The sequence below is a fragment of the Myroides sp. LJL119 genome, from assembly GCF_054871605.1.
Genome location: NZ_JBTXLO010000009.1, coordinates 53842 through 69610, shown reverse-complemented (window position 1 = coordinate 69610; position 15769 = coordinate 53842). Strand labels below are relative to the sequence as shown.

Sequence of the window (15769 nt, the reverse complement as noted above, 5' to 3'; positions counted from 1 at the left end):
TGTTGGCCATTTACAAGTTTTCAAAATAGCCTTATTATCTATCAGGTAGCTAATCTAATATAGAATTAAAAAACAAACAAATTATTCTACTTACATAAATAAAAAAATAATTTGAGTTATAGAACAAAACAAGAAGAAAAATTAGTTATCTACAATTAATTCTTATTTTCCTTATAATCATAAATTCTTTGTTTATTCAACTCTTTTTGCTCATCTAAAAACTCCTGGGGTATTACTTTTAAAAAAGAAGGATGTTGTTCGATTGCTATTTCAATTTTCTCCACAATCTGCTCAACAGTATCATTTTGATAATCAATACTTAAAGGCTCTTTAATCACAATAGATTGTAAGATTCCCTTCTTTTTTAAATGCAATCCTTTCTTGTCAAAAGAACGTCGAAACCCATCTATAACTATAGGAACAACAATGGGTTTGTAATTTTTTATAATATGCGCAGTACCTTTTCGAATAGGTTTAAAGCTCTTTGTGGTACCTTGAGGAAAGGTTATAACCCAGCCATCTTGTAAGGCAATTTTAATATTCTCAACCTGGGCAATATCTACTTTTTTCTTTTCTTTTAATTCTTGGCCTTTACTTCTCCAAGTTCTGTCCACTGTAATGGCACCCACGTAAGATAAAATACGAGGTAAAATTCCGGATTGCATTGTCTCTTTTGCAGCTACATAGTAAATATTTAATTTGGGATTCCAGATATAGAAAATGTTTTTTATACTATCACTTCGACCTTTCAAACTAGCATTAAATACATGAAACATGGCCACTACATCAGCAAAATAAGTTTGATGATTAGAAATAAAAAGTACGTTATTATCCGGTAGGTCACGTAATATTTGTGAGCCTTCTATTCGCAAATCATTAAATCCTCTAAAACGTTGATGTGTTGCAAAACCGAAAACACGAATAATCCATCTTTTTAAAAAAAGTAAGTGACCAAATGGATTCCTTTTAAATAATCCCATAGTAAAAGCTCAAATTAGAAACTTCAGCAAATTTACTACTTTTAAAGAATTTTGTATTCAAATAAATTAAATTTTACCAAAACACCTACCATATTTGAAATATAATAAATGATAATACAATTACAGAATGAGTGAAAATTTATCGCCTGTTGTATAAATGCTTTATCGCCTCTCTAAGTTCACTAAGCATCATTGCAGTAGCACCCCAAATAATATATTTTTGATAAACAAAAGCTGGCACTTGTATAAAATCCGCATAACTAGTTTTCATGGATACTTGCTGAACGATTTGATCCGACAAAAGCGCTTTAACTGGAAGCTCAATAATACCGGCAACCTCGCTAGGATTACAATTAAATATTGGACTCTCACTTAAAACTCCTAAAAATGGTTGAACTACAAAGTTACTAGGAGGGACATAAACTTTAGTAAATTCTTTTAAACAACTTATTTGCCTAGACTCAATACCAACCTCTTCAAAGGTTTCACGAAGCGCGGTATGCTTTAAATCTAAATCAGTTTTATCGTAAGCTCCTCCGGGAAAACCTATTTGTCCGGAGTGAACACCACCACAAATCGCTCTTTGAATTAATAAAACGGATAAATCCGAACCCTTAGGATACAAAAGCATCATTACAGCCGATTGACGAGCATTACTCTCTAAAGTAGAATTAATATGTAAAAAACTCTCTCGTTGTTTTGGTACCATTAAAGCCTGCGCGGACAAACCTGCAGGAGTTAGCCTTTTAATTTCTGGTATTTTATGTATAAAAGAATCAAATGTCATAAGTTTGTAAAAAAGAATACTCTAATAAAAATACAACTTTTATGTTTAGTAAAGAAGAAGCACAAAGAATAAAAAAAGAATTTTGGATTGAATTTGCACAGACCTACCCCAGGAAATGGTTGCTTCATAAAACGAAAATAAAAGACTTCGCTTTTAAATTCTATTGTGATAATAAAAAAGCACAAGTGCTGCTGGATATCGAACATAAAGATCCAGATAAAAGAAAGATTTACTTTCAAAAAATAGAATCTTTAAAAAATATTTTAATACAAGAACATTTACCACAAGCTGTCTTTGAAGAGTTCTTCTATCTAGAAAATGGCAAACAAGTCTCTCGTATTTGGGTAGAAATTACAGGAATTTCCATAAATAATAGAAACTCTTGGCCTACAATTTTTGATTTTTTCAATGAGCACATGACTCAATTTGAAATATTTTTTTATGAATATGAAGACTATATCAAAGACTTGGAAATAAATACTTAAATTTAAAAACTGGTAACTAATTATAGTTACTTAAAAATATTTGTACATGTATCGCATTTTAATCCTGATTTTAACCTTTTTGTCCAGTACGCTATTCTGGGGACAACAACCAAATCAGACAATGCAGTGTGATAGTATCCCGGGGTATAATCCGGTTTTTCTATCCGCCCCTTCTACAAGTAAAAGTACTATAGAAAACTTTAGCAATACCAAAGATTCAAAACAATCAAAAACTTTTCTGGGCAACTTGTTTAATCAATTGGTGGTAAAAGATGTCAATAAATCAAAAAATAACGCACCGGTTATTCACTTTGATAGAAACTTAGAAATTGGACAAGGTAAGATTATTCGAAATGTTGACATTACCACATTAGATCCATTTGGTTTCTCTGAAACCGATACTTTAAAAGTCCCCACTAACAAGACAGAAAAGTTTGGTAACCGAATGCATTTAAAAACTAAAAAATTTACAATACGTAATTTTTTACTTTTCGAACCCGGTGATAAATTCGACTCGCTGATGATCAAAGAGAGTGAACGTTTACTACGTTCTCAAAGGTATGTTAGACGTGTACTGATTTACCCAATAGCCACAAACTCGGTAGACTCGGTAGATGTTGTGGTTAGAGAATTGGATTACTGGACCATATACCCTAATGGATCCCTATCCACTAGCTCGATGCGTATTCGTTTAACTGATCGTAATTTTGCTGGATTAGGGCATGAATTTAGTGTACAGTATCGCAGACGTATTGATCAAGACAAACAAGGTTATTATTTCAATTACTATGTCAATAATATTCAAAAAACATTCATACGAGCTAATATTTTATATGATTCAGATGTTTGGGGAAATTATCAAAAGTATGCATTAATAGACCGCCCATTTTACTCACCATATGCAAAATGGGGGGCTGGTGTTAACTTAACTCAACGATTTCGTAGAGATTCTTTAGTATCACCAGATAACACCTATAGTTTGCAACCTGTTAAATACAACAACTACGACTTTTGGGCAGGGTATTCTATTGCTTTGACCAAGAACTTTAAAGAACGTGAGGTTATCACAAATTTACGAGCTTCTCTTAGATACATACAAAGAGACTACGTGGAAAGACCTCAGGCCATTTATGACACTATATCGTATTATTCCAATTCCAAATCTTATCTTGCTTCGTTAAGTATCAGCTCGATAAACTACGTACAAGACCACTATATTTTCACTCATGATAAAATTGAAGACGTTCAAATTGGTAAAGTTTTTTCAATTACAGGTGGATTTAATAATCAATATAATAAGACACGGAGTTACTTTGGGGCAAAGCTAGCCATGGGAAAATACACAAATCTGGGGTATTTTTCCTCCAATTTGGAATGGGGTAGTTATTTTGTAGGTAGTAAAAGCGAACAAGGAGCAATACGGTGGGATATGACTTATTTCACAAAATTGCTATATGCAGGTAAATGGAAATTCCGACACTTTATAAATCCGCAAATAGTATTAGGTTATCACAGATACAAGCACATGGGAGATGAATTAAATTTAGAACCTGTCATTGCTGGTATTCGCGCCTGGAAATTAAGAGGTACAAGGAGAATAGCTTTATCCTATCAATTTCAAGCCTACGCGCCTTACAATTGGAAAGGATTCCACATAAGCCCATATGTAAATGTAGAAGGCGCATTTTTAGGGTATGAAAAACAAGCATTTTTAGATACTAAACTATATTCCAGATTAAGTATAGGGATTGTGGCAAACAATGATTATCTAGTATTTAGTAGTATCGCAATTTCTTTAGTCTATTATCCTACAATGCCAGATTCACAGCAAGCTGTTTTCTATGCCAATGGAAGAAAATATGATATGAGCTTACCTAACTTTAATTACGATAGACCACAAACTATTCCTTATTATTAACCTATAAAAAAATATAAGCCTGGTAATAGTTCTATTACCAGGCTTATATTTTTTTATCTAATAAGGTAGGTTTCACACGCTTTGTTATTCTAATTCACCCTTACGCATTGATAACTCATATCGTTCTAAATTTGTACTTTCCCAAACGTACTTCAAAATCTGTTTGTCTTCCTGGGTTAGCTCTAAGTTTCTACGTTTCATAACAATCTCCATGGTTACAAGAGCCTTTTGTAAATCATACACTTCACTTGAATCTACACCGCCCCATGTGAAGTTATTAATGAAAGTACTTGGAAAACCACCACCAAAAATACTACATCCAATTCCAACCATACTACCAGTATTGAACATGGTATTAATACCACACTTACTATGATCTCCCATTATTAATCCACAAAATTGCAAACCTGTAGATTCGTACTTTTTTAACCCCATATTCCACAATTTAACAGGTGCATAATTATTTTTCAAATTAGAATTATTCGAGTCTGCTCCGATATTACACCATTCTCCCAAAACAGCATTACCTAAAAATCCATCATGTCCTTTATTACTGTATCCAAATATTACACTATTACTAATCTCCCCTCCTACACGGGACTCTGGTCCAATAGTAGTAGCGCCATATATTTTCGCTCCCATCTTTACTTGGGCTCCTTGACAAAGGGCAAAAGGCCCTCTGATTAAAGCTCCCTCCATAATAGTGGTATCTTTTCCAATATAAATAGGCCCACTACTTGCATTTAAACTCACAAAATCTAATTGAGCTCCTTGTTCAATAAATATGTTTTCTTTGCCTATCACGTGTACAGATTCCGGAATAGCTTGAGAAACTTCACCCTGGGTTAACAAAGTAAAATCCTGGCGGATTGCATAATCATTTTGCTGAAAAATATCCCATGTATTTTGAATTTTCACCAAATCCCCCTTATGTGCCATAATTTTATAAGTATCAAAATCCACTTGATCTTGATCCTCTAAGGTATAAAAAGCAATAATATCTTGATTGTGGATGATTGCTTGATCTTTTTGCAAAGACTTAACCTGCTCTACTAGTTCTAGCGTGGGCAAATAAGCTGCATTGATCATAACATTGTGTTGCATTTCAACCATAGGAAACTTATCCGAAAGGTAATCTTGGGTCAAAGTAGTGGTAGTATACCCAAGATACTTCTCCCATTTTTCACGGATAGTCAATATTCCAACACGGATATCTGCTACGGGACGTGTGTAGGTGAAAGGCAAAAGATTGTCTCTTACATCACCGTCAAATAAAATATAATTCATATGGATGTTTTTTTCTTTGATTCAAAGTTAACCAATTAAGCTCTAAAATTAGAAAAAGCACAAAAAAAAAGAGCTCCTAAATAATAGAAGCTCTTGTGTATTATCAAATAAATTCAAATTATTTTTTGAATTTAGCATATTTAGTTTTGAATTTATCAATACGTCCTGCTGTATCGATAAGTTTAGATTTACCAGTATAGAATGGGTGAGATGTACGAGAAATCTCCATTTTAAACACTGGGTATTCTACACCGTCAACTTCGATAGTTTCTTTTGTATCTACTGTTGATTTTGTGATGAATACGTCTTCATTTGACATATCTTTAAACGCTACTAATCTGTAATTTTCTGGGTGAATACCTTTTTTCATGATAAATCTGTTTTTAATTAAAGAGCTATTTTCCATCCCGAAGCTTCCTATGTTCCAAGAAAGGTGTAAACTTCCACTAGCTTTTTGTTAAATTATTTTTTACTTTTCGAAGGGCAAATTTACAATTTAAATTTTAATAACAAACAACAATATTACTTTTAATTGTTTTTTTTTCACTATTGCTCAGTAAAACTTAAAAACAAGCACCATGCTTTTACAACAAACTGATAATTAATATATTGTAAACATATATCAATCATATTTCAAAACATAAGAGTCAAAAAAGACATAATTTATATTTTACTTGCTTGCCTACAATTCAATCTTTTTCATGATTTTACTAAAAAATTCATCAGACAACAGTAGACAAATAAATGTATTTTACTTAAAATAAATCCTTAATTGATTTTAAGGTTTTAAAATTAGCATAAGTATAGATTAAATATTAAAGGTCAATATACCCCTTTATTAACTACCTTGTAAAGTATTTCAAAGCGTAATTTTTTTATTTATTTGAAAACTATTTTGATCGATCATTTGGTTTTATACAAACCAACTATAAGATCTGGCTGGCCCCAAATCAAACAAAATAGAGAATAATTCAAATCCCCCTTACAATCTTAATAACAAAACACGAACTTTCTTAAAATCCTCCCCCCTATCCTTTTTTAAATTATATAACAAAATACTGCAAATACCAAGTATGAATATAGGACTTTAAAAACATTTGGGTAATTGTTAGATAAAAAAAGCTCTAGGCGTTGCCCTACTAATAAAGCAAATTTTCATGTTTTTAAAATCTCTTATAAGCTTTAGATCCATTATGTTATTTATCCAAAACATAAATGCAAACTCAATCTAACTTGACAATAACCTATTATCACACTATTGTAATTAAATAAAGTCCGTTTTTGAAAATAAAATTTACTTTTCATCCCCATGCTGCTATCTACTTACCTAGCCATCCATATAAGTTGCAATAGCAGATTTGTTGATAACAAGTAGATCTATTTGATAAAATTATAATAAAAAAAGCAGCATAAAAAACTATAATTCAAAACACTAATCCTTTTTTTTTAATTTAATATCTCCTATTAAAGCAGTTTATTTTATAGCCTATTTAAAAAATAACAACTGAAAAAATAGTTAGGAAATTTGTGAGAAAACTACACTAAATTAAAATCAAAAGAAAAAAAACAAATACTATCAACCTATAGCAAATAGGTTGTTTTTGTTCAAAAAGTGCTTTGATAGCTTTAAAACTTTCACCATATTTACCCCCTATAAATTTTCTAGCCATTGTAATTAGCTAGTTATTATATTACTCAATAACCTAACCTTAACAAAAACAAACCAATGAAAAAAAGTATTACAACCTTTTTATTTTTACTTTTCTCGGTACTTGTTCTAGCCCATCCTGACCAAAAACAAGTAGAGAAAGCGCTTTATAATTTAAAAAACGTAACCTTTACATTATTAGACAGTCCCGATGACTCTATGCTACGTTATCAATTAAAAGTTAGACAACCTATTGATCATAACGACGAATCTAAAGGTTACTTTGACCAAAGTGTTTACTATATACACCGAGGTTTTGACCGTCCAACAGTTATGGAAACAAACGGATATACTTTATCCCATGGTCAAACCGAATTACCAAAATATTTTGATACAAACTACCTAAGTGTAGAGCATCGTTTCTTTGGAGATTCCACGCCAAACGATACACCTTATCAATACTTAACCTTAGAACAAGCTACAGGGGATTTACATCAAGTAAATCAACTCTTTAAAGAACTATATAAAGGTAAGTGGATTTCTACTGGAATTAGTAAAGGTGGACAAACCACTATATTTTATAAGTATTTCTACCCAGATGATGTAGATGTAGCTGTTCCTTATGTAGCTCCATTTAATAAATCATTACAAGATCCTAGAATTTATGAATTTTTAGATCAAGTAGGAACAAAGGCCTGTCGTACACAAATTCAAAAAGTACAAACAGCTCTTTTTCAAAACAAAAAACAAATTCTAGAAAAGCTTTTTTGGTATGCAAAAGGAGCTAAACTTCAATTTAATTACATTGGCTCATTAGATAAAGCCTTTGACTTAGCTGTATTAGAATATGATTTTGCTTTTTGGCAAGGGGGCAACAATTGTGATGAATTACCAAACACGAAAGATGTTGATGCTTTAACACAAAACCTATTAAAAATAAGCAACATTGACTTTTTTAGTGATGCAACAATTAAAAAGTTCGCTTCCCATTATTACCAAGCTGGTACTCAAATGGGATATTATGGTTACGATATAACTCCGTTTAAAAAATATGTTAGTTTTAGCGAAAACCCTTCTGCTATTTATATGCCAGAAGGAACTTCAACCGAGAGTTTTGACGATTCCCTTCTTATTAAAGTTCAAAATTGGTTGGATAACGATGCCAATGATATTCTATATGTTTATGGTGACATTGATACTTGGAGCGCTACTCGAGTAACACCTAGTAAAAAAGTAAATTCTAAATCTTTTATGGTTGATAATGCTGACCACTATAAAGCTAGAGTTGCCAATATGAACCCAGCAATGCAAAAAGAATTTTTTGAGGCTTTTAAAAACTTTACAGGGCTAGAACCTATAAAAGAGCTTAAAAATTAAATAAAAAAACAAAATTAAAAAATCAAGACGTGCTTTTAAATTAGTTAAAAGCACGTCTTTTTATAATATGCTATCTTATACACTATTATTCTTCTTTACATTACGCAAAATTAATCTGCTTTAAAAATATTTTTAATCTCTTTGTAAACTATACTTAATATTAATTGACAATTAAGGTAACAGGTAATTTTAGTATATTTGTTTTTTTAAAGTTTACGCATTACAAATAATGGGAAATCCGATTAACAAAATAGGGATTAGATTTGGTTTAATTCTTGCTGCATACTACTTAGTTTTTGACTGTGTAGTTTTCTTTACCGATAAAAATTTATTTACCAACTTACCTTTAGGTTTTTTAAATATTTTTGTAACAATCGCCCTTGCGATTGGTTGCGTTTTAATGGCTAAAAAAACAATTGGAGGTTATATTACCTTTAAAGAAGCCTTTACACCATATTTAATATTTGTTCTTATTGGAGTTACAACCAATATGGTGGTATACTATATTCTATTTAATTTTGTTGACCCCGAATCACAGCTTCCCCTTCGAGATGCTTTATATAATATGGCCATACAAAGAATAGATTCACTAGGTTTACCTGAGCCCGAAAGGTTAGAAAAAATTGCACAAGCTAAAGACAGCAACCCTTTTACATTCCAAACCCAGATATTTTCTTGGGCAGGTAGTATTTTAAAGTACTGTATTCTTGGTTTTCTTCTAGCAGCAATATTTAGAAATAAATCGGAATTTACAACAGTTGCCAAACCAGGGGATCAAACACAAAATCCTCCACAAGAAAACCCGGCAAACAATAAAAAGTAATTCTTAAATACAAACATCTTATCTGAGCCTGGACACATGAATATATCTATTGTCATACCCCTATTAAATGAAGTGGAATCAATCCCTGAATTATATACTTGGATAACAAGAGTTATGCACCAAAATAACTTTAGTTATGAGGTTATTTTTATTGACGATGGAAGTAGCGATGGCTCATGGGATATTATACAAGAATTATGCACAAATGATCCTTGTATAAAAGCTATTCGATTTAAGCGCAACTTTGGTAAATCCCAAGCACTACATGCAGGGTTTAAAAAGGCTTGTGGAGAAGTGGTAATAACCATGGATGCGGACCTACAGGATAGTCCCGATGAAATTCCCGATTTATACCAATTAATAAAAAAAGATGGCTACGATTTAGTATCAGGCTGGAAAAAGAAAAGATACGATTCTTTATGGGCAAAAAATATCCCCTCAAAACTATTTAATTGGGCTGCTAGAAAAACATCGGGCGTGAAGTTAAATGATTTTAATTGTGGTTTAAAAGCATACCGATTAGAGGTTGTAAAAAGTATTGAGGTATTTGGCGAGATGCATCGCTATATACCGGTGTTGGTTAAAAACGAAGGTTATAATCTAATTACTGAAAAAATAGTTACTCATCAAGCCAGAAAATACGGTCAAACCAAATTCGGAATGAATAGATTTGTAAACGGCTTTTTAGATTTAATCACTATTTGGTTTTTGAGTAGGTTTGGAAAAAGACCCATGCACTTTTTTGGTGCTTTAGGTGTTTTAATGTTTTTTATCGGTTTTCTTGCTGCAGGCTTTCTCGGTATATCCAAACTCTACAAACTCTATCATGGTCTACCAAGTATTCTAATAACTAGAGACCCTTGGTTTTATATAGCCCTAACCACAATGATAATCGGAACTCAATTGTTTTTAGCTGGTTTTCTAGGTGAAATTATTTTAAAAACAAAATCAAAAATAAAAAGATATAAAATTGCGCAAAGCAAAGGCTTTTAAATAGAAACTAATTATGCAAATTGAACAAGAAATTTTAGACATAGCAAATCAGTGGTTACAAGAGCCATTTGATACGCAAACACAACAACAAGTAAAAGAATTAATTAGCGGGGATCCAGCTATATTAAAAGATAGTTTTTATAAAAACTTAGAATTTGGTACCGGAGGTATGCGTGGAATCATGGGTATTGGGACCAATCGTATAAACAAATATACCCTAGGTAAGAACACCCAAGGATTAGCGCAATATATAAAAGAAAGTTTTCCAAACCAACCTTTAAAAGTTGCTATTAACTACGACTGTAGACACAATAGTAAAGAATTAGCAAAAGTAGTAGCAGATGTGTTTACTGCTAACGGCATACATGTTTATTTATTTGAGGATATGCGTCCAACACCGGAGCTTTCCTTTGCTGTTAGGTATTATAAATGCCAGGCTGGAATTGTGTTAACTGCTTCTCATAATCCTCCTGAATATAATGGTTATAAAGTTTATTGGCAAGATGGTGGACAGATTGTTCCACCCAATGACAAGGCGGTTATCGATATTATTAATAACCTATCTTACAAACAGGTTAATTTTAATGGCCAAGATAACTTAATTACTTACGTGGGAGAGCAACTTGATCAAGCCTTTATTAATTCCACAATTCAAAACGCAAGTTTTAACATCCCACAAAGTGCTAAAGATAATTTAAAAATAGTCTTTACTTCTTTACACGGTACCTCTATTAAACTAATCCCACAGACCCTTGAAAAGGCGGGGTATAAAAATCTATATATTGTCAAAGAACAGCAAATCCCAGATGGAGATTTCCCGACCGTTAAATCTCCTAATCCGGAAGAACCCGAGGCCCTGACTATGGCCTTAGAGCTTGCCGATAAAACCGGAGCAGATATAGTAATTGGAACCGACCCAGACTCGGACCGAATTGGAATAGCTGTTAGAAATTTACAAGGGAAAATGACTCTTTTAAATGGAAATCAGACCATGGTAATAATGACTGCATTTTTACTAGAGCAGTATAAAAACAGACATGGCTTTAAAGGAAATGAATTTATTGGTTCCACTATTGTTTCAACACCCATGATGCTTGATTTAGCTGAAAGCTATAATGTTGAATGTAAAGTTGGCTTAACAGGTTTTAAATGGATTGCTAAGTTTATAAACGATTGTCCGGATCAAAAATTTATCGGAGGAGGAGAAGAAAGCTTTGGTTATATGATAGGGGATCAAGTTAGGGATAAAGATGCAGTTGGATCAGCCCTACTTGTTTGTGAAATTGCTGCGTTAGCTAAAAGTGCTGGTAGTAGTTTATACCAAGAACTAATGCATCTTTATATGGATCATAGATACTACAAAGAACATTTGATTTCTTTGGTTAAAAAAGGCATATCTGGAGCACAACAAATCAATCAAATAATGATGGATTTACGCTCAAACCCCTTAACGGAAATAGTTGGATTAAGGGTAGTTTGTATAGAGGATTATAAAACTGGTCAAGCTCATAATCTAATTACCCAAGAAATAGAACCAATACACGTTCCTACTTCAAATGTACTTATTTACTACCTGGAGGATGGTACCAAAATTGCGGCTAGACCAAGTGGAACTGAACCTAAAATCAAATTCTATTTCAGTGTGAATGAAAGTTTAGATGATCTTACTCAAATTCCTGAGGTAGAAGCAAATCTAGATCAAAAAATAAAGGATATAATCCAAGAAATGAAATTAAATTAATCCATACAGACTAGATAATACTCTAGTCTGTATTAATTCACACCTACATTAGTACCTTTTTATATGAACATATACTTTAAAAAAATTATTCGATTTGCGCTTCCTTATAAAAATTACGCTTATCTAAATGTTTTCTTTAATATTCTCTATGCATTGTTCAGTGCTCTATCTTTTGTTGCACTAATTCCAATGATGACTGTCTTGTTTGGAGAAGCAAAACCAATATTAGAGAAACCGGTGTATGAAGGAATCTCTTCTATGAAAAGTTTTTTAGAAGACTATATGTCTTTTTTTATTACCACTTACACCCAAAAGCATGGAGCGGAAAACACCCTTATGGTTATGGCCGGGTTAATTATATCTCTATTTTTGCTTAAAAACTTATTTAATTATTGGGGTATGTATTTCAGTACCTTCTTACGTAATGGTGTTCTTAAAGACTTGCGTAATGCAATGTATAAAAAGGCATTAGAATTACCTCTTTCATTTTTTTCTGAAAAAAGAAAAGGAGACGTTATCTCTAGAATAACAGCGGATGTTTTGGAAATACAACATTCATTTTTATCTATTTTGGAAATCATAGTAAGAGAACCACTGACTATTGTTTTCACTATAATTGCTATGTTTGGTATAAGTGTAAAACTAACTTTATTTGTATTTATTTTTATTCCTATTTCAGGTGTGATAATATCTAAGGTAGGTAAAACATTAAAGAAAAGCTCTCAAAAAGCATCTGAAGAACAAGGATATTTTTTATCCTTGATTGAGGAATCTTTAGCAGGTCAACGAGTAATTAAGAGCTTTAATTCAGAGAAAATATTTAATGAAAAATTTCAAGAATCCACACAAAGTTTCTATGAACTGAATAATACAATCTTAAACAGACAAAACTTATCTTCACCACTTAGTGAGTTTTTAGGAATTGTAACAATTGCCGTATTATTAGTATTTGGAGGACATATGGTACTGAGTGAACAAAGTTTATCTGGTGCAGCTTTTATTGCTTATGTGGGGATGGCTTACAATATCTTAACTCCTGCAAAGGCAATGAGTAAAGCCTCTTACAGCCTTAAACGAGGGTACGCAGCCGCGGAGAGAGTTCTTGAGATATTAGACCAAGAAAACACTATAATCTCTAAAGTTAATCCTATTAAAAAAGATACTTTCGAAAATGAAATATGCTTTGATAATATCAGCTTTAAATATGAAAAAGAATTTGTACTAACTGATTTTAATCTTGTTATACCCAAAGGCAAAACTATTGCTTTGGTAGGGCAAAGTGGTAGTGGTAAAAGTACAATTTCAAATCTACTTACTCGCTTTTGGGATATAAATCATGGTAAGATTCTTATTGACTCGGTAGATATAAGAGACATTGAATTAAAAGATTTAAGAGATTTAATTGGTCTTGTATCACAAGATAGTATCTTATTTAACGATACCATTAAAAATAACTTAAAGCTTGGAAATCCCCAAGCTAGTGATCAACAAATCATAGAAGCTTTGAAAGTTGCTAATGCCTACGAGTTTGTCAAAGATTTACCCTTAGGTTTAGATACCAATATTGGAGATTCAGGTAATAAATTATCTGGTGGACAAAAACAACGTTTATCCATTGCAAGAGCTGTTTTAAAAAATCCACCTATTATGGTACTAGATGAGGCTACCTCAGCCTTAGACACCGAAAGTGAAAAACTAGTACAACATGCATTAGAGAATATGATGAAAAACAGAACCTCTATTGTAATTGCCCATCGTTTGTCCACTATCCAAAAAGCTGATTTAATTGTAGTGATGCAAAAAGGTAAAATCATTGAACAAGGAACCCATGAAGAGTTACTTAATAAAAGTGGTACATATTCTAAACTAGTTTCATTGCAAACTTTAGAGTAAAGTATTAAAAGACAAATCCAGATTTACTTTTTTTTATAAGTATTCTGGATTTTTTGTATTTTAGGATAAAACACATAACAAGTAAAACATAAGATCACTTAAATTTTATAAATAGTATGAGTGTGAAAATTTCGCAACCGATTATACCGTCAATTTTAGATAACGATTTCTACAAATTTACCATGCAACATGCCGTTATAAAGCAATTCCCTTATGCTAAGGCTTCCTATGTCTTTATAAACAGAGGCAAGCATTCCTATCCAAAAGGATTTGCCGAAGAATTACAGCATCAAGTAAATTTAATGGCTAAATTAAGGCTAAGCAAACAAGAGAAAGAATTTCTTTTAAAAACTTGTCCTTACTTAGACCCAACCTACTTAGATTTTTTAGAAGGATATAGTTACGACCCTAGTGAGGTTGAAATAACCCAACATGGTGAGGATTTACAAATTCATATCCAGGGCTATTGGTATAGATCTATATTATGGGAAGTACCTTTAATGTCCATTATTTGTGAATTATATTACAAACTAACCAACGCGCAACCGGAAACTGACAAACAAATTATCGAATCAGCTAAAACAAAAATAGAAAACTACAAGTCTTTGGGAATTACCGTAGCAGAATTCGGCACACGTAGACGCTATTCTTATAAAGTGCATAAAATAGTAGTGGAGACCTTAAAAAAATATGGTGCCACTACCTTTATTGGAACTAGTAATGTTCATCTAGCTATGTTAAATCATACCAAACCAATTGGCACACATGCACATGAATGGTTTATGTTTCATGCAGCTAAATATGGCTTTAAAATGGCTAACTCAACCGGATTGGAGCATTGGGTAGATACCTACCGAGGTGACCTTGGTATTGCTCTAACTGATACCTATACAAGTAAAGTATTCTTTGAACAATTTGATAAAAAATTTGCTAAACTATTCGATGGTGTAAGACATGATAGTGGAGATCCTATTGATTTTGCTAAAATGACAATAGCGCATTACCAAAAACTCAATATTGATCCCAAGTCTAAAACAATCATATTCTCAGATGGTTTGAATCCTGAAAAAGTAGAAGTTATTACCGAATATTGCAAAGGCAAAATAGGAATTTCTTTTGGAATTGGTACAGATTTCACCAACGATGTGGGTTTACCATCAATGAATATAGTTATTAAAATGTCTCAGGCCCTACCAGAGAAAGGTCCTTGGACTGATGTGGTGAAACTATCCGATGAGCCAAAAAAACACACAGGTACACCCGAAATGATAGAATTAGCCCAAAGATTATTAGCAATACCTTTATCTAAGTAATTTTCATAGATAGCGTATTATTTTTTTATGCTTTTCATAATGTAAATTAGGTTTTAAAAGTTTACTTTTGTAAAAATTAAATTTCAAAATAATGGCAACGAACAGAACTTTTACAATGATTAAACCTGACGCTGTTCAGGCGGGACATATCGGTGGAATCATCAACATGATTACAGAAGCAGGATTTAAAATTGTATCACTAAAATTAACGCAATTAACAGTTGCAGATGCAAAAAAATTCTACGAAGTACACAGTGAAAGACCTTTTTATGGAGAATTAGTTGAATTCATGTCAAGAGGACCTATTGTAGCTGCTATCTTAGAAAAAGATAACGCTGTTGAAGACTTTAGAACTTTAATCGGAGCAACTAACCCTGCAGAGGCTGCAGAGGGAACAATCCGTAAAAAATATGCTAAATCAATCGGAGAAAATGCTGTTCACGGATCAGATAGTGACCAAAATGCTGCTATTGAATCTGCTTTCCATTTTGCTGGAAGAGAGCAATTCTAAGATTTTTCTTATA

Annotated in this window: 13 protein-coding genes; 9 read left to right on the top strand and 4 right to left on the bottom strand. The window is 32.3% G+C overall.

Features of this window, described 5'->3' with window-relative positions; all coding sequences use genetic code 11:
* Positions 1-155: 155 nt before the first annotated feature.
* Together ACYSNV_RS10245 and ACYSNV_RS10240 are read right to left on the bottom strand one after the other, a co-directional pair.
* A complete protein-coding gene (locus tag ACYSNV_RS10245) occupies positions 156-980 on the bottom strand; it encodes a lysophospholipid acyltransferase family protein (RefSeq protein WP_461762473.1) in 825 nt (274 codons plus the stop codon).
* 139 nt (positions 981-1119) lie between these two features.
* Positions 1120-1767, bottom strand: a complete 648-nt coding sequence (locus ACYSNV_RS10240; protein ID WP_461762472.1) for an NUDIX hydrolase — start codon at positions 1765-1767, stop codon at positions 1120-1122.
* A 41-nt stretch (positions 1768-1808) separates the two neighbouring features.
* Between ACYSNV_RS10240 and ACYSNV_RS10235 the strand changes: the two genes are divergently transcribed.
* Together ACYSNV_RS10235 and ACYSNV_RS10230 are read left to right on the top strand one after the other, a co-directional pair.
* Positions 1809-2252 (top strand): DUF4268 domain-containing protein, encoded by a 444-nt coding sequence (locus ACYSNV_RS10235; RefSeq protein ID WP_461762471.1) that lies wholly within the window; start codon positions 1809-1811, stop codon positions 2250-2252.
* 46 nt (positions 2253-2298) lie between these two features.
* Positions 2299-4170 carry a hypothetical protein gene (locus ACYSNV_RS10230; RefSeq protein ID WP_461762470.1) on the top strand — a complete coding sequence of 624 codons (1872 nt, stop codon included), beginning with the start codon at positions 2299-2301 and terminating at the stop codon, positions 4168-4170.
* Positions 4171-4254: 84 nt separating this feature from the next.
* Here ACYSNV_RS10230 and ACYSNV_RS10225 read toward each other — a convergent pair whose 3' ends face one another.
* The gene (locus tag ACYSNV_RS10225; RefSeq protein WP_461762469.1) at positions 4255-5457 is read right to left on the bottom strand and encodes a GlmU family protein; all 1203 of its coding nucleotides are present in this window, start codon (positions 5455-5457) and stop codon (positions 4255-4257) included.
* 118 nt (positions 5458-5575) lie between these two features.
* Complete coding sequence (locus ACYSNV_RS10220; protein ID WP_090407597.1) at positions 5576-5827, bottom strand: type B 50S ribosomal protein L31; 252 nt, start codon at positions 5825-5827, stop codon at positions 5576-5578.
* Positions 5828-7183: 1356 nt separating this feature from the next.
* Here ACYSNV_RS10220 and ACYSNV_RS10215 point away from each other — a divergent pair.
* From ACYSNV_RS10215 to ACYSNV_RS10185, 7 genes are all read left to right on the top strand, one after another.
* A complete protein-coding gene (locus ACYSNV_RS10215; protein ID WP_461762468.1) occupies positions 7184-8482 on the top strand; it encodes a S28 family serine protease in 1299 nt (432 codons plus the stop codon).
* 229 nt (positions 8483-8711) lie between these two features.
* Positions 8712-9305, top strand: a complete 594-nt coding sequence (locus ACYSNV_RS10210; protein ID WP_461762467.1) for a DUF4199 domain-containing protein — start codon at positions 8712-8714, stop codon at positions 9303-9305.
* A gap of 36 nt (positions 9306-9341) precedes the next feature.
* Entirely contained in the window at positions 9342-10298 is a 957-nt protein-coding gene (locus ACYSNV_RS10205) for a glycosyltransferase family 2 protein (protein ID WP_461762466.1), read from the top strand.
* Positions 10299-10311: 13 nt separating this feature from the next.
* Positions 10312-12039, top strand: a complete 1728-nt coding sequence (locus tag ACYSNV_RS10200) for a phospho-sugar mutase (protein WP_461762465.1) — start codon at positions 10312-10314, stop codon at positions 12037-12039.
* 63 nt (positions 12040-12102) lie between these two features.
* Complete coding sequence (locus tag ACYSNV_RS10195) at positions 12103-13932, top strand: ABC transporter ATP-binding protein (RefSeq protein ID WP_461762464.1); 1830 nt, start codon at positions 12103-12105, stop codon at positions 13930-13932.
* Positions 13933-14048: 116 nt separating this feature from the next.
* Positions 14049-15245 carry a nicotinate phosphoribosyltransferase gene (gene pncB, locus ACYSNV_RS10190; RefSeq protein ID WP_461762463.1) on the top strand — a complete coding sequence of 399 codons (1197 nt, stop codon included), beginning with the start codon at positions 14049-14051 and terminating at the stop codon, positions 15243-15245.
* Between the two features lie 91 nt (positions 15246-15336).
* Entirely contained in the window at positions 15337-15756 is a 420-nt protein-coding gene (locus ACYSNV_RS10185; protein WP_461762462.1) for a nucleoside-diphosphate kinase, read from the top strand.
* Positions 15757-15769: the final 13 nt, after the last annotated feature.